General features: G+C 69.7%; 13 protein-coding genes. 7 read left to right on the top strand and 6 right to left on the bottom strand.

Annotation, left to right across the window (positions count from 1 at the left end; translation table 11 throughout):
• The first annotated feature begins 43 nt into the window (after window positions 1-43).
• Window positions 44-1090, top strand: a complete 1047-nt coding sequence (locus I4U41_RS14820; protein WP_206861944.1) for an energy transducer TonB — start codon at window positions 44-46, stop codon at window positions 1088-1090.
• A gap of 136 nt (window positions 1091-1226) precedes the next feature.
• On the opposite strand, the gene I4U41_RS14825 is transcribed toward I4U41_RS14820, so the two are convergent.
• The 4 genes from I4U41_RS14825 to I4U41_RS14840 all read right to left on the bottom strand — a co-directional run bounded on the left by I4U41_RS14825 (window position 1227) and on the right by I4U41_RS14840 (window position 5564).
• Entirely contained in the window at window positions 1227-2438 is a 1212-nt protein-coding gene (locus I4U41_RS14825) for an ABC transporter permease (protein ID WP_425492594.1), read from the bottom strand.
• A complete protein-coding gene (locus I4U41_RS14830; RefSeq protein ID WP_206861945.1) occupies window positions 2435-3181 on the bottom strand; it encodes an ABC transporter ATP-binding protein in 747 nt (248 codons plus the stop codon). The genes I4U41_RS14825 and I4U41_RS14830 overlap by 4 nt, the downstream gene beginning before the upstream one ends.
• A 4-nt stretch (window positions 3182-3185) precedes the next feature.
• Window positions 3186-4715 (bottom strand): alpha/beta hydrolase, encoded by a 1530-nt coding sequence (locus I4U41_RS14835; protein WP_206861946.1) that lies wholly within the window; start codon window positions 4713-4715, stop codon window positions 3186-3188.
• A 123-nt stretch (window positions 4716-4838) separates the two neighbouring features.
• Window positions 4839-5564 carry a ferredoxin--NADP reductase gene (locus I4U41_RS14840; RefSeq protein ID WP_242525278.1) on the bottom strand — a complete coding sequence of 242 codons (726 nt, stop codon included), beginning with the start codon at window positions 5562-5564 and terminating at the stop codon, window positions 4839-4841.
• A gap of 144 nt (window positions 5565-5708) precedes the next feature.
• On the opposite strand from I4U41_RS14840, the gene I4U41_RS14845 reads away from it, so the two are divergent.
• From I4U41_RS14845 to panE, 3 genes are read left to right on the top strand one after another with little or no spacing between them, the layout of a single operon-like run.
• Window positions 5709-6704, top strand: coding sequence for an ABC transporter ATP-binding protein (locus I4U41_RS14845; RefSeq protein WP_206861948.1), 996 nt, complete (start codon window positions 5709-5711; stop codon window positions 6702-6704).
• A complete protein-coding gene (locus tag I4U41_RS14850; RefSeq protein WP_206861949.1) occupies window positions 6701-7507 on the top strand; it encodes an ABC transporter permease in 807 nt (268 codons plus the stop codon). The genes I4U41_RS14845 and I4U41_RS14850 overlap by 4 nt, the downstream gene beginning before the upstream one ends.
• Window positions 7507-8460: a 2-dehydropantoate 2-reductase gene (gene panE / locus I4U41_RS14855; protein ID WP_206861950.1), complete on the top strand. Its 954-nt coding sequence runs from the start codon at window positions 7507-7509 to the stop codon at window positions 8458-8460. Before I4U41_RS14850 ends, panE begins: the two co-directional genes overlap by 1 nt.
• 122 nt (window positions 8461-8582) lie before the next feature.
• On the opposite strand, the gene I4U41_RS14860 is transcribed toward panE, so the two are convergent.
• Window positions 8583-8900 carry a winged helix-turn-helix domain-containing protein gene (locus I4U41_RS14860; protein ID WP_206861951.1) on the bottom strand — a complete coding sequence of 106 codons (318 nt, stop codon included), beginning with the start codon at window positions 8898-8900 and terminating at the stop codon, window positions 8583-8585.
• A gap of 99 nt (window positions 8901-8999) precedes the next feature.
• Window positions 9000-9842 carry a TatD family hydrolase gene (locus I4U41_RS14865; protein ID WP_206861952.1) on the bottom strand — a complete coding sequence of 281 codons (843 nt, stop codon included), beginning with the start codon at window positions 9840-9842 and terminating at the stop codon, window positions 9000-9002.
• 88 nt (window positions 9843-9930) lie between these two features.
• Here I4U41_RS14865 and hrpB point away from each other — a divergent pair, with 88 nt between their 5' ends.
• From hrpB to I4U41_RS14880, 3 genes are all read left to right on the top strand, one after another.
• On the top strand, window positions 9931-12420 hold the full coding sequence (gene hrpB / locus I4U41_RS14870) for an ATP-dependent helicase HrpB (protein WP_206861953.1): 2490 nt from the start codon (window positions 9931-9933) through the stop codon (window positions 12418-12420).
• A 150-nt stretch (window positions 12421-12570) separates the two neighbouring features.
• Window positions 12571-13560, top strand: a complete 990-nt coding sequence (locus tag I4U41_RS14875; RefSeq protein WP_206861954.1) for a sulfotransferase family protein — start codon at window positions 12571-12573, stop codon at window positions 13558-13560.
• Between the two features lie 127 nt (window positions 13561-13687).
• The gene (locus I4U41_RS14880; RefSeq protein WP_206861955.1) at window positions 13688-14524 is read left to right on the top strand and encodes a helix-turn-helix transcriptional regulator; all 837 of its coding nucleotides are present in this window, start codon (window positions 13688-13690) and stop codon (window positions 14522-14524) included.
• Window positions 14525-14620 lie beyond the last annotated feature (96 nt).

The following is a 14620-nucleotide window of genomic DNA, read 5'->3' on the forward strand; positions in this document are numbered from 1 at the left end:
GTCCCGTGTGCTCGTGACGGCGCACTTCAGGGGAGCTTTGCCAATGACGTTCGTTAATCCACAAGACCGGCGTTCGCGCCGACTGTCTGTCGTATCGCACCTGTCCGTCGCGCTGGCCCTGGGCTGCGCGCTGGCGGCATGCCAGAAAGAAGAACCCGCACAGCCCACCGCCGCCGCACCGGCCGCGACCCCCCAGGCCGCGCCTGCGGTCACGGCGGAAACCGCGGTGTCGGCCAAGGTCACGGCACTGACCGCCGACCAGCTGCGCGACGCCGCCCGCAAGGCGTATGCGGAAAACCGCCTGTACGCACCGGCCGGCGACAACGCGGTCGAGTACTACCTGGCGCTGCGCGACAAGGCGCCGGGGGACGCCGCCGTCTCCAGCGCACTGACCGACCTGCTGCCGATGACGGTCATCGCGACCGAGCAGAGCGTCAATCGCGAGGACTTCGCCGAAGCCCAGCGCCTGGCCGCGCTGCTGGAGAAGGCCGATGCCCAGCATCCGGCGCTCGCGCGCCTGAAGACGAGCATCGCCGCGCAGCAGGACGCATCGGTCAAGCGCGCCGCGCAGCAGCAGCTGAGCGCCGAGGAAGAGGCCAGGAAGAAGGTCGAACTCGAGAAGAAGCGCGCCGAGGACCAGAAGAAGCAGCAGGAAGAGGCCGCCCGCCAGCTCGCCGCCCAGCAGGCCGCGAGCAGGCAGGCCGACGACAAGGCCGCCGCCGACCGCGCCGCCGAACAGCGTGCGGCCGAGGCCCGCGCCGCCGAACAGCGCGCCGCGGAACAGCGTGCCGCCGCGGCCCGCCAAGCCGCCGCCGCGCCGGCCACGGCCGATGCGAGCGACCTGCGTCCGCTGTCGATGCCGCCGCCGCGTTACCCGCCGGAAGCGCTGCGCGCCGGCACCTCGGGCGAGGTGCAGGTCGAGTTCACGGTCGGCACCGACGGTTCGGTCACCGCCGCCCGCGTGGTGCGCTCCAACCCGGCGCGCATCTTCGATCGCGAAGCGGTCAACGCGGTGCGCAAGTGGCGCTTCCAGCCCGTCGATGCGCCGGTGACGACCCGCCGCACGATCGGCTTCAACCCGCAGAGCTGATCGCGCGCGCGCGGCGAAGGTTGGGGGACCGACGCCACCGCGGGCGCTCCGCAAAGCAACGCTGCAAACGAAAGGCCCGGCGAATGCCGGGCCTTTCTCTTTGGTCGGGTTCCACACCCTCCAGCACTCGCCACACTCACCCCGAAATCGCCAGCCGCTCCTGGTGATAGCGCCGCACCGCGACGAACCACAGCAACGCCGCCACGGCGAAGCCGGTGCCGAGGTAAATCCCCCACGTGCGCAGGTCGATCGCCTCGCCGCGGATCACCTTCAGCAGCATCTGGTTCTGCGCGAGGAACGGCACCATGAACTGCCACGCCTGCGTCTTCACCGGATTCACGATCAGCGCGATCGTCGGGATCATCGGCAGCAGCATCAGCCACGTCATGTGGCTCTGCGCCTCCTTCAGGCTCTTCGCCGCTGCGGCCAGGCAGGTGAGCAGCGTCGTGCCGATGAACACCATCGGCAGCAGGATCAGCAGCATGCGTCCGATCGACGCGAAGCTCACGTCGAGCATGCGTCCGACGCCCGTGCTCATCTGGGCGCTGAGCTTGAATGCAACGAGCGTCAGCAGCAGCGACAGCAGCCCCATCGCACAGGCGGCGGCGATCTTGCCGCTGACGATCGCACCGCGCGAAGCCGGCGTGGCGAGCAGCGGTTCGAGCGACTGGCGTTCGCGTTCGCCGGCGGTCGCGTCCATGATCAGGTACGCGCCACCGATGAAGGACATCAGGATCAGCAGGTACGGCATGATCGCCGCGAGCATCAGCCCGCGCTTGGCTTCCTCGGTCGCCAGATCGCGGCTGCCGACGCTCACCGCTCGCACGATCGAAGGATCGATGCCGCGCGCCAGCAGGCGCAGCGCGCCGACCTGCGCACCGTAACCTTCCAGCGCCGCACGCACGCGCGCGCTCGGGATCTCGCTGTCGCGCCGCGTCGTGTCGGCGACGATCTCCACCAGCCCCGGCTTCCCCGCACGCCAGTCGTTGGCGAATTCCGCATCGATGCGCAGCGCCACGTCGAACTCCTGGCGCACGATCGCCGCATCGACATCCTCCGGCGCTTTCACCGCACGGATGCCCTGCGTGCCGAGGAACGCCACCAGATTCGGCGCGCGTTCGATGCCGACCGTCGGCACTTCGAGCACGCGATCGAGCTGCGTGCGGGCGCGCGATTCGGCGAGCGACCCCATGCCGATCATCAGCACCGGATACAGCAGCGGTCCGAGCAGCAACGCGAGCGCGAGCGTGCGCCGGTCGCGCGATATGTCGCGCAGTTCCTTGCGCATCACCGACCACATCGACGCGAACATGCCGGGACGATGGCGATTCATCGAAGCGGCGCTCATGCGTGCAGGCCCTCGTCCGAACCGATCGCCCTGACGAACGCGTCCTCCAGGTTCGCCTCGCCCGTCTGCTCGCGCAGCTCATCGGCCGTACCCGACGCGACGACGTGGCCCTTGGCGATGATCACGATGCGATCGCACAAGGCCGCGACCTCCTGCATGATGTGGCTGGAGAAGATCACGCAGCGTCCCTCCGCGCGCAGTTGTTGCAGGAATCCGCGCATCGCGCGCGTGGTCATCACGTCCAGTCCGTTGGTGGGCTCGTCGAGGATCACGTTGCGCGGATCGTGCACGAGCGCGCGCGCGATCGCCGTCTTGGTGCGTTGTCCCTGCGAGAAACCTTCCGTGCGGCGATCGAGGATGTCGTGCATCTGCAACGCGTCGGCGAGCACCTGCGTGCGCGCCTCGATCGCCTGCCTCGACATGCCGTGCAGTTCGCCGAAGTACGCGATGTTCTCGCGCGCGGTCAGGCGCTTGTACACGCCGCGCGCGTCGGGCAGCACGCCGAGCGCGCCGCGCACGGCGGCAGCATCGCGCGTCGCATCGACCTCGTCGACGAGCACCTGCCCGGCGTCGGGCTTCATCAGCGTGTACAGCATGCGCAGCGTGGTGGTCTTGCCGGCGCCGTTGGGGCCCAGCAGCCCGGTGATCTCGCCGTCGCGCGCGGTGAAGCGCACGCCTTCCACGGCGCGCACCACGCCGGTGGGCGTCCTGAAACTCTTGTGCAGGTCTTGTGCGACGATCATTCGGTCACGGCTCCCATCCGTTGTATCCGGTGAACGGCGGCACGTAGCCCACCGAATCCAGGCACTTCGCATCCAGCGACTTCGCGTCGAGCGATTCGACGAACTGCCCGACGAGCTTGGGCAGGCACCCGGTCGCGCCGACGTTGTGACCCTGGCCACGCAGCACGAAATGGCGGCCGTTCGGCAGGCCCTTCAGCACGCGCTCGCCATACGCGGGCGGCGTGACCGGGTCGATCTCGCCCGACAGAAGCAGCGCCGGCACGTCCGATTTCAATGGTGTATCGAACGACGCCGGACGCGTGCCGTGCGGCCACGAAGTGCAGGCGGCGAAGAACGCCGGGCCCGTTTCCGCGCCGAGCAGGGTGTCGGCATCGGCCGGATCGGGCGTGTAGCGATCGGCGTCCTCGGCGCAGATCACCGACCACTGCATCGCGCGCGACATGCGCCCGTCCATGCTGCGCGTGGCCAGCTGCGCGAGCGCCATCAGCGGTGCGTACTCGCCGCGGTCGGCTTCGTCGATCACCACCGGCATCAGCGACATCATCTGCGGCATGTACGAGAACAGGTGCGTGAGACCGACGACGGTGTCGGCGGTCAGCGTGTCGCGACGCCGCTGCGCGGTGGCGGGATCGCGGAAATCCACCTGCACCGGCGCGGCCTCCAGGCGTACCTTCAGGCCACGCAGCTGCGTGCGCAGGTCGCGCGGATAGCGTTCGCGACACGTCGGCAGCGACTGGCAATGCGCCGACTGCAGCTCGAGCGCGCGTTCGAACGTGCGTGCGAACTCGCCGCCGACGACCAGGTCGTTCGGCGCCACGCCATCGAGCACGAGCGAACGCGTGTGCTTCGGATAGCGCGCGGCGTACTGCTGCGCCACGCGCGTGCCGTACGACACGCCGACGAGGTTGACCTGTTCGGCGCCGAGCGCGGCGCGCACGGCATCGAGATCGCCGATCGCCTGCGTCGTCGTGTAGAAGCGCGGATCCGCCTTGCCTTCCAGCGCCTTCGCGCAACGTGCGGCGAATCCGGCGACGGCGTTCGCGTCGACTTCCTCGTCGGCCGGCAGGCGCAGTTCGGTGCCATTGGCGTCGCGGCACGCGAGCGGGCTCAGCTTGCCCGTGCCGCGCTGGTCGATCAGCACCACGTCGCGATGCTTGCGCACTTCGCGCAGCGCGACGTCGACTTCGGTCGCGTACTCGGTGGCCGCCTGCCCCGGGCCGCCGGCGAGGAAGAACACCGGATCGGGCGCCTTCGACCCCTTGTCGCCGGCGGGCAGCCACGCGACGTTCAGCGGAATGCGGCGCCCGTCGGGGTGCAGCGGGTTCTCGGGCACGTCGAACCGGGCGCATTGCGCGTCGATGCTGGACGAGGCGAGCGCGCCCGACAGCGTGCAGGGTTCGAAGGCGATCGAACCGAAGGTGCGGCGGCCAGCGTCCTTCGGCGACGTCGCGGTCGCCGCGTCATCGCCTGGGCTGCAGGCGGCAAGGCAACAGAGCGCCGCGAGCGCGGCGATCCACGTGTGACAGGTGCGCATCGGGTCCCTCGCGCGACGTGAAGGCCGCCAGCATGCCAGAGGCGCCGGGCGCTTGGATTGCACGCGTCATGGCGGTTGGATCTTCCGCCGTCATCCGGGGAACGCGGGGCGAAGCGCGAAGCCCTACTTGCTGCTGACGTACTTCTCCCGCCGAACCTGCGGCACGGGAAGTCCGTATTCCTTCAGCGCCTCGAAGCACGCATCGACCATGTTCGGGTTGCCGCACAGGTAGGCGATGTCGTCGGTCGCGTTCGGCCCGAATTCGCCGAGGAACTGCTGCACGTAGCCGTGCCGCACGTCGGCATGCGCGTGTGGCGACCCCGGCGACGGCAGCTCGCGCGAGAAGCACGGGACGAAGCGGAAATGCCCGGGATGCCTGTCGGCGAATGCGCGGAACTCGTCGCCGTACAGCAGTTCCTCCGGATTGCGCGCGCCGAACAGCAGCACCACGCGCACGCCGCGCTCGCGGATCAGCGCCTCCAGCTGCGGCAGCATCGCGCGGTAGGGCGTCACGCCGGTGCCGGTGGCGATGAGCAGGTAACGCGGGTTCGCATCGGTCGGCATCAGGCAGAAGCGGCCGAACGGGCCGCTCGCATCCACGCGCCCGCCTTCCTCCAGCCCTTCGAACAGCGCCGTCGCAGCGCCACCGGGCACGTAGCTCACGGCGATCTCCACCGCCTCGCCCGGGCCCAGCGCGTGATCGTGGATCGTCGCCAGCGAATAGCTGCGCTTGGTCGCGGTGCCATCGGCGTACTGGAAATGCACCTGGATGAACTGGCCGGGGATGAAATCCAGCGGCTGGCCGTCGTCGCGCACGAAGGTGTAGTGGCCCACGCTGGGGGCCAGCATGCGACGGGAAACGAGCTTGAGCGGGAAATGCGCGATGGCCACGGCGGTACCGACGATGATGCAACAGTGTGTGGCCGGAGCGCCCACACGGGGGCGCCTATACTACCGTCTATCGCCGCGAGGCCGCGGCACAGGCCTTCACCGATGACCCCGGCAACCGCATCCCCGCCCGCGTCCCCCTCCATTCCCGCGCTGCGCGTCCGCGATCTGCGCAAGACCTACGACAACAAGGTGCAGGCGCTCAAGGGCGTCTCGCTCGACGTCGCGCCCGGCGACTTCTTTGCGCTGCTCGGCCCCAACGGCGCCGGCAAGAGCACGCTGATCGGCATCGTCAGTTCGCTGGTGAACCTGAGCTCCGGTTCCGTGTCGATCTTCGGCGTCGACCTGCAGCGCGAGCGCGACGCCGCGATGCGCCTGATCGGCCTGGTGCCGCAGGAGCTGAACTTCAACATGTTCGAGAAGCCGGTCGACATCCTCGTCAACTACGCCGGCTTCTACGGCGTGCCGCGCGAGGAAGCGTTGCAGCGCGCCGAAGTCGAACTCAAGCGCGCGCACCTGTGGGAGAAGGCGACGGTGATGAGCCGCACGCTCTCCGGCGGCATGAAGCGCCGGCTGATGATCGCCCGCGCGATGATGACGCAGCCCCGGCTGCTGATCCTCGACGAGCCCACCGCGGGCGTCGACATCGAGATCCGCCGCGGCATGTGGAAGACGCTGAAGGAAATCAACGGCGCCGGCACGACGATCATCCTCACCACGCATTACCTGGAGGAAGCCGAGAGCCTGTGCCGCAACCTCGCGATCATCGATCGTGGTCGCATCGTCGAGCAGGGCCCGATGAAGGCGCTGCTGGCCAAGCTCGACGTGGAAGGCTTCCTGCTCGACATCGACGGCACGCTGCCGGCGCAATTGCCAGCGATCGAAGGCACCACGCTGGTGGCGACCGACGACCACACGCTCGACATCGAAATGCCGCGCGCGATGGACCTCAACCGCGTGTTCGCCGCCTTGGGCGAAGCCGGCATCCGCGTGCGCTCGATGCGCACCAAATCCAACCGGCTGGAAGAACTCTTCGTGCGCCTCACCGGTGAGAACGCGCAGGACAGCACGGCGCAGACGCCGCCGGAGCAGGTGGCATGAACGACATGACGCAAACCAGCCTCGAACTCTCCGCCACGCAGCGCAACTTCGTCGCGCTGGGCACCATCGTGCGTCGCGAAGTGAACCGCATCCTGCGCATCTGGGGCCAGACGCTGGTGCCGCCGGCGATCACGATGACGCTGTACTTCCTGATCTTCGGCGGCCTCATCGGCTCGCGCGTGGGCATGATGGACGGCATCAAGTACATGGATTTCATCGTCCCCGGCCTGGTGATGATGAGCGTGATCCAGAACAGCTACGGCAACATCTCGTCCTCGTTCTTCGGCGCCAAGTTCGGCCGGCACGTGGAGGAACTGCTGGTCAGTCCGATGCCGAGCTGGGTGATCCTCACCGGGTACGTGACTGGCGCCGTGCTGCGCGGGCTGATGGTGGGCGCGATCGTGCTCGTCATCGCGATGTTCTTCACCAAGGTGCGCCTGCCGCATCCGTTGATCACGCTCACCACGGTGATCCTGGGCGCGACGATCTTCTCGCTCGCCGGCTTCGTCAACGCGGTGTACGCGAAGAAGTTCGACGACATCGCGATCGTGCCGACGTTCATCCTCACGCCGCTGACGTATCTCGGCGGCGTGTTCTACTCGGTGAAGCTGCTGCCGCCGTGGGCCGAGGCGATGACGCATGCGAACCCGATCTTCTACATGGTCAACGCATTCCGCTACGGCCTGCTCGGCGTGTCCGACGTGCCGGTGTGGGTGGCGTACGCGCTGATGCTGGGCTTCGTCGTCGCACTGGCGAGCCTGGGCCTGTGGCTGCTCAAGCGTGGCGTGGGCCTGCGCAGCTGATGCGCATCCTGGTGCTCGGCGCCGGTGGAACCGGCGGTTACTTCGGTGGACGCCTCGCGCAATCCGGCGCGGACGTGACGTTCCTCGTGCGTCCGGCGCGCGCGGCGGAACTCGACGCGAACGGTCTGCGCCTGCGCAGCCCGCTGGGCGATGCGGACCTGCGCGTGGCGCACGTGACGGCCGATGCGTTGCCGCAGCTCGCGAAGGCGCGCCCGTTCGACATGGTGCTGCTGAGCTGCAAGGCCTACGACCTGGACAGCTCGATGGACGCCATCGCACCGGCGATGGGCGAGGACACCTGGGTGCTGCCGATCCTCAATGGCCTGCGCCATTACGCGCCGCTGGACGAACGTTTCGGCGCGCGGCGCGTGGTCGGCGGGCTGTGCTTCATCAGCGCGATGAAGGGCGCGGACGGCGAAGTGCGGCATCTCGGCCAACCGGCGTCGATCACCTTCGGCGAGCGCGTGGACGAGGGAGAACCTCACGCCGACAGCAAGCGAACCGCGGCGTTCGCGGCGCTGTGCGCGCGGGCCAACGTCGATCACGTGCGTTCCCTGCGCATCGCGCGCGAGCAGTGGACCAAGTTCACCTTCCTCGCCACGCTCGCCGCCGGCACCTGCCTGATGCGCGCGCCGGTGGGCCGCATCGTGGCGGCACAGGGCGGCGACGCGTTCATGCGCGCGCTGTACGCCGAATGCCTCGCGGTGGCGCAGGCCGAAGGCGAGCCGATCGACGAGGCGGCGCAGCAGACCGCGCTGGCGACGCTGACCGCGCCGGGCTCGCCACTGAAGGCGTCGATGCTGCGCGACCTCGAAGCGGGGCAGAAGGTGGAGGCGATGCAGATCGTCGGCGACATGTTCCTGCGCGCGCGCAACGCCGGCATGGAAGCCCCGCTGCTGGCGACGGCCTGGGTGCACCTGCAGGCATACGAAACCGGCCGCGCGACGGCCTGAATCACCCGCGCCGCTTTTGTAGCCCGGGTAAGCGAAGCGCACCCGGGTTTGCCTTGCCGAAGCAGGAGCCCCGGTGCGGCTACGCCTTACCCGCGGGCTACATAAGCCAAACCGCGACCGCCCTACGGCCGATCGAACCGGTACCCATATCCCCTCACCGCATGCAGATAGCGCGGCTGCCGCGCGTCATCGCCCAGTGCGGTCCGAAGGAGGGCGACGATCTGCCCCAACGCGCCCGGCGGCACGTCGTGGTGGCCCCAGACCTCGTCCAGGATCTCCTCCGGCGAGAACACCTGTCCCGGCGAGCGCGCCAGCAGGCACAGCACCGCGAACGCCCGCGGATCCAGCGGCTGCACCTCGCCCGCGCGCAGCAGGCGCCGCCCGGCGAGGTCGAGCGTGATGTCGTCGAAGGCGAGCACGGGCGGGTCGGGGCAGGTCATCGGCGCGGCGGGATTCACCCATTACCCGATACGGTACGCGCCGCCGGAGCCGGCCCCCCACCTCCGGGCGCCCACGCCGGGCGCGCCCGATGGACGGCGTCAGCGTTCCGGCAGGCGGAAGAACGCCCGCGCGGTTGCCGTGGTGATCGCCGCGGTGGTCGTCACCTCCTCGCCGCGATCGCGCGCCAGCTCCTCGACGATGTTGGCCAGGTACATCGGCTCGTTGCGACGATGCGACGGCGCCGGCCTGATCGTGCGCGGCAGCAGGTAGGGCGCGTCGGTCTCGATCATCAGCCGTTCCGCCGGGATGTGGCGCACGAGTTCGCGCAGATGCTGGCCGCGGCGCTCGTCGCACAGCCAGCCGGTGATGCCGATGTGCCAGTCGCGGTCGAGGTAATCGAACATCTCCTCGCGCGTGCCGGTGAAACAGTGCACCACGGCGGGGCCGAGGCGGCCGTCGAAGTTGCGCATCACCGACATGAAGTCCGCATGGGCGTCGCGCTGGTGCAGGAACAGGGGTTTCCCGGTCTCCGCGGCGATCTGCAGCTGCATCTCGAACGCTCGCCGCTGCGCCGGACGCGGCGAGAAATCGCGGAAATAGTCGAGCCCGCACTCGCCGACCGCAACCACTTCGCTGTGCGTGTGCAGTTCGCGCATCTCCGCGTCGCATTCGGCTGTGTACTCGCTCGCGTGGTGCGGATGCACGCCGGCGGTGGCGAACAGCTCGCCGGGATGCTGCCTGGCCAGCTTCAGCGCCAGCGGCGAATGCTCGCGGCTGGCGCCGGTGATCACCATTTGCGCGACGCCGGCCTCGCGCGCGCGGGCGAGCACGGCGTCGCGGTCGTGGTCGAAGGAGTCGTGGGTGAGGTTGGCGCCGATGTCGATGAGCGATTGCACGTGATTCGTGATTGGTGATGCGTGATTCGATGGCGCGCCGCGCATCCTGCTGGCGGCCGGACAGCAGGCATCGTAACCGCTGCGGCGGCTATCCTTTGTCCAATCACGAATCACCCATCACGAATCACGGCTTGTGACCTTCCCCATCGACCCGCTGCTGCCGCGGATCCGCGCCAGCCTGGCCACGCATCCCCGCCTCGTCCTGGAAGCCCCGCCCGGCGCGGGCAAGACGACGCAGGTGCCGCCGGCGCTGCTGGACGAGCCGTGGCTGGCGGGGCGCAAGATCGTGATGCTCGAACCACGCCGCGTGGCCGCGCGCGCCGCGGCGCACTTCATGGCGCGCCAGCGCGGCGAGGACGTGGGCGGCACGGTCGGTTACCGCATCCGCTTCGAGAACCGCGTATCGGCATCCACGCGGATCGAGGTCGTCACCGAGGGCATCCTCACGCGCATGCTGCAGGACGATCCGATGCTGGAAGAGGTCGGTGCGCTGCTGTTCGACGAATTCCACGAGCGCCATCTGTCCGCCGACCTTGGACTCGCGCTGGCGCTCGACGTGCAGGCCGGGCTGCGCGAGGACCTGCGCATCGTGGTGATGTCGGCGACGCTCGACGGCGAGCGGCTGGCGAACCTGCTTGACGCGCCGCGCCTGAGCAGCGCCGGCCGCAGTTTTCCGGTGTCGATCGCGCACTTCGCGTCGCGTCGCGACGAGGCGCCGGAACACCAGACGCGCCGCGCCGTCGAGCACGCCCTCGCGCAGCATCCGGGCGACGTGCTGGTGTTCCTGCCGGGGCAGCGCGAGATCTCGCGGGTGGAATCGCTGCTCGCGCCGTCGCAGGCCGCCGACATCCTCGCCCTGCACGGCGAGCTCCCGGTCGAAGCCCAATCCCGCGTGCTCCAGCCCGATCCCGACGGCCGGCGCCGTGTCGTCCTCGCCACCAACGTCGCCGAATCCAGCGTCACGCTGCCCGGCGTGCGCGTGGTGATCGACTCCGGCCTGGCGCGCGAGCCGCGCTACGATCCCAACAGCGGTTTCGCGCGACTGGACGTGGTGAACATCGCGCAGGCATCGGCCGACCAGCGCGCCGGCCGCGCGGGCCGCGTCGCCGAAGGCTGGGCGTATCGCCTCTGGCCCGAATCGCAGCGGCTGGAGCCGCAGCGTCGCCCGGAAATGGCGCAGGTCGAACTCGCCGGCCTCGCGCTCGAACTCGCCGCGTGGGGCGACGCCGACCTGCGCTTCGTCGATGCGCCGCCGCCGGGCGCGCTCGCCGCCGCGCGCGAACTGCTGCACCGCCTGGGCGCGCTGGAAGGCGGTTCGATCACACCGCTCGGCCGTCGCATGCTCGCGCTGGGCACGCATCCGCGACTGGCCGCGATGCTGCTCGCGCCGCGCGATCGCGTCGAGCAGGCGCTGGCGTGCGATCTGGCCGCGCTGCTGGAAGCACGCGATCCCCTGCGCTCTCGCAGCGATTCGCTCGCCGAACGCTGGCAGGCGCTGGCGGCGTTCCGTGCCGGGCGCATCGGGCCGGAGGCTTCGCGTTCGTCGCTCGCCGCGCTCGACCAGGCCGCGAAGCAGTGGCGACGCCGCCTGCGACTCGACACGGCACCGCCACCGGATGCGCCCGCGCACCTGCTCGGCGACGTGCTGCTGCATGCGTTCCCCGATCGCATCGGGCGCCAGCATCCTTCCGATCCGTACCGCTACCTCCTCGCCAACGGCCGCAGCGTGAAGCTGTTCGACGATTCCACGCTGTACGGCGAGCGGTGGATCGTGGCGAGCGAACTGCGCGACGAAGCCCGCGACGCGCGCGTGCTGCGCGCCGCGCCGCTGGACGAAACGCGATTGCGCGAGGACTTCCCGCAACGTTTCATCACCGAGGACCGCGTGCTGTGGGACGCGAACACGCGCGGCATCGCGGCGGTACGCGAAACGCGCTTCGACCGCATCGTCATCGAAAGCAGGCCGCTGGCGAAACCCGATCCCGCGCGCTACGCGGACGCGCTCGTCGATGCGGTGCGCCAGCTCGGCCTGCGTGCGCTGCCGTGGACGCCGGCGCAGGAGCAATGGCGCGCGCGCGTGCGCTGCCTGCGTGCGTGGATGCCGGAGCTCGAAGGCTTGCCCGATCTCTCCGACGCTGCGTTGCTGGACTCGCTGGACGACTGGTTGAAGCCGGCGCTCGCCGGAAAGACACGGCTCGACGCGCTGGACGAGCAGGCCTTCGGCGAAGCGCTCAAGTCCGCGATGCCCTGGGCGATGCGGCAGAAGATCGACGCGCTCGCGCCCACGCGTATCCAGGTGCCGTCGGGCATGGAGCGGACGATCGAATACGCCTACGACGACGAGACCGACGCACCGGTCGCGCCGGTGCTGGCGGTGAAACTGCAGGAACTGTTCGGCCTGGCCGACACGCCGCGCATCGCCGAGGGCCGCATGCCGCTCACGCTGCACCTGCTCTCGCCTGGCGGCAAGCCGCTGCAGATCACGCAGGACCTGAAGGGTTTCTGGGACCGCACGTACCCGGAAGTGAAGAAGGAAATGAAGGGCCGCTACCCGAAGCATCCGTGGCCGGACGATCCGTGGAGCGCGACGGCGACGCATCGGGCGAAGCCGCGCGGGACGTAGGGCATCAGCGACCCGGTGAACGCCATGCCCTTGTAGCCCGGGTAAGCGCAGCGCACCCGGGGTCCACCTCGCCGAGCCGAACATCCCGGGTGCGGCTGCGCCTTACCCGGGCTACAGGAGCGAACCACGGCGGCTCGCTACACTTCCCCCATGACCGTCGCCCTCGACAACGCCGCCTTCCTGCCGTTCAAGCTCGACCTGATCGGCCGGCGCGTGCTGTGGCTTCGGCTGGACGAAGCGCAACGCCGCGACGCCGCCTTCCTCGACGACCGTGCGGTCCCGAAGAACGCCGAAGGCGGCTGGGCGTCGATCGACACGCTGCTTTCGCGCAGGGCTGGCACTGCAATGCCCGCGCACGCCATCTTCCACATCGGCCATTGCGGCTCCACGCTGCTCAGCCGCCTGATCGACACCTGGCCCGACGTGCAGGGCCTGCGCGAACCGCTGCCGCTGCGCACGCTCGCCGAGGCGTGGCCGACGCTGGAGGAGCCGGCCTCGCGCCTCTCGCCCGATCAGGCCGACGACGCGCTGGACGCGTTGTGGGCGCGCTGGTCGCAGGCGCTGCCGCCGCATTCGCGCAGCGTGGTGAAGGCCACCAGCAGCTGCAACGGGCTCATCGCGCCGCTGCTCTCGCAGCAGCCGCACATGCGCGTCGTACTGATGGACATGTCGCTGCGGCCGTACCTCGCCACGCTGCTCAAATCGCCCAACTCCGTCTTCGACGCCGCGAGCGCCGCCGGCGAGCGCCTGCGCTACCTGCAACGCCACGGCGTCGCCACGCACCTCGCGCTGCATCAGATCCCGCTGCACCGGCAATGCGCGCTGGGCTGGCTGGCCGAGCAGATGCGCTTCGACACGCTGGCGAACGGCCGCCACGGCGAACGCGTGATCCGCGTCGATTTCGAATCGCTGCTCGATGAGCCCGCCCGCGAACTGCATCGCGTTGCCGTGCATCTGGGGCTGGATGCCGCACGCGTGGATCAGGCCGTTGCATCGCCCGCATGGGGTCGCTATTCGAAAGCGCAGTCGCACGGTTACGGGCGCGAGGACCGCGCGCACGATCTGGCGCTTTCGATGCAGACGCACGGCGCGGATATCGAAGATGCGGAAAGCTGGATCGCCGCGCTCGCGGTGAGCTGAGCTTTCGTAGCCCGGGTAAGCGAAGCGCACCCGGGGTTCGCTGGCCGAAGCAGAAGGCGCCCGTACGGCCTGCGCCTTACCCGGGCAGCAAGCGCCGCGCCGACCCCGCTGCGCTAAGCTCCGCCCCATGTCGGATTTCTCCGTGCAAACGCTGCTCGACACCGGCACCGTCAGGGTGCGCGACGTCTTCTGCGCCGGCACCTGCCGGCATCGCAGCGCGGAGGAATGCGCGGCCAACACGCACCTGGTCTTCCCGTATCGCGGGCTGTACGCGCGCCACGTCGGCCAGGACCAGTCGGTCGCCGACGCCAACCACGTGCTGTTCTTCAACGCGGGGCAGGGCTATCAGGTGAGCCATCCGGTGGAGGGCGGCGACGCGAGCCTGGTGCTGGCGGTCTCGCCCGGCCTGCTGCGCGAGCTTTCCCCGCGCGAACTGCTCGAACGCCACGACGATCCCACCTACCGCCTGCAATCGCTGCGCATCGACCCGCGCGCCCAGGCGCTGGTCGCGATGCTGCGCCACAGCCTGCGGCATGGCGGCATCGAACCGCTGGAAGCCGAAGTGCTGGCGGTGACGCTGATCTCGCGCAGCCTCGGGCCGCGCACCGCGCACGAAACCCGGGCCACGCAGGCGCGGCGGCGGCTGGTCGATCGCGTGAAGGTGCTGCTCGCCAGCGATCTCGGCCGCCAGTGGAAACTCGCCGACATCGCCGCGCACATCGGCGGCTCACCGGTGTATCTCACCCAGGCCTTCGCCCAGGTCGAAGGCATCCCGCTGCACCGCTACCACCTGCGGCTGCGGCTCGCGCGCGCGCTGGACCGGTTGGCCGTGAGCGGGGACATGTCGGCGCTGGCGCAGGACCTGGGGTTCTCCAGCCACAGTCATTTCAGTGCCGCCTTCAAGCAGGCCTACGGCCGCACGCCGTCGGCCTTCCGCGCGGCGACGCTGGCCAAGAGCGCCTGACACCCGTACGCGGTCGAGCCCGACACGCGATTGCTAAAGATTCCGACAGCGGTGCCCTCGCACGGATGGTCCCATGTGCGTGCCCGGAATCGCCGG

The organism is Lysobacter changpingensis (genome assembly GCF_017308985.1).
GTDB lineage: Bacteria > Pseudomonadota > Gammaproteobacteria > Xanthomonadales > Xanthomonadaceae > Lysobacter_J > Lysobacter_J changpingensis.

Bases quoted from the DNA above. Each gene is read 5' to 3' on its own strand.
- I4U41_RS14820 (WP_206861944.1), top strand. From the start codon at position 44: ATGACGTTCGTTAATCCACAAGACCGGCGTTCGCGCCGACTGTCTGTC.
- I4U41_RS14825 (WP_425492594.1), bottom strand. From the start codon at position 2,438: ATGAGCGCCGCTTCGATGAATCGCCATCGTCCCGGCATGTTCGCGTCG.
- I4U41_RS14830 (WP_206861945.1), bottom strand. From the start codon at position 3,181: ATGATCGTCGCACAAGACCTGCACAAGAGTTTCAGGACGCCCACCGGC.
- I4U41_RS14835 (WP_206861946.1), bottom strand. From the start codon at position 4,715: ATGCGCACCTGTCACACGTGGATCGCCGCGCTCGCGGCGCTCTGTTGC.
- I4U41_RS14840 (WP_242525278.1), bottom strand. From the start codon at position 5,564: ATGCTGGCCCCCAGCGTGGGCCACTACACCTTCGTGCGCGACGACGGC.
- I4U41_RS14845 (WP_206861948.1), top strand. From the start codon at position 5,709: ATGACCCCGGCAACCGCATCCCCGCCCGCGTCCCCCTCCATTCCCGCG.
- I4U41_RS14850 (WP_206861949.1), top strand. From the start codon at position 6,701: ATGAACGACATGACGCAAACCAGCCTCGAACTCTCCGCCACGCAGCGC.
- panE (WP_206861950.1), top strand. From the start codon at position 7,507: ATGCGCATCCTGGTGCTCGGCGCCGGTGGAACCGGCGGTTACTTCGGT.
- I4U41_RS14860 (WP_206861951.1), bottom strand. From the start codon at position 8,900: ATGACCTGCCCCGACCCGCCCGTGCTCGCCTTCGACGACATCACGCTC.
- I4U41_RS14865 (WP_206861952.1), bottom strand. From the start codon at position 9,842: ATGCGCGGCGCGCCATCGAATCACGCATCACCAATCACGAATCACGTG.
- I4U41_RS14875 (WP_206861954.1), top strand. From the start codon at position 12,571: ATGACCGTCGCCCTCGACAACGCCGCCTTCCTGCCGTTCAAGCTCGAC.
- I4U41_RS14880 (WP_206861955.1), top strand. From the start codon at position 13,688: ATGTCGGATTTCTCCGTGCAAACGCTGCTCGACACCGGCACCGTCAGG.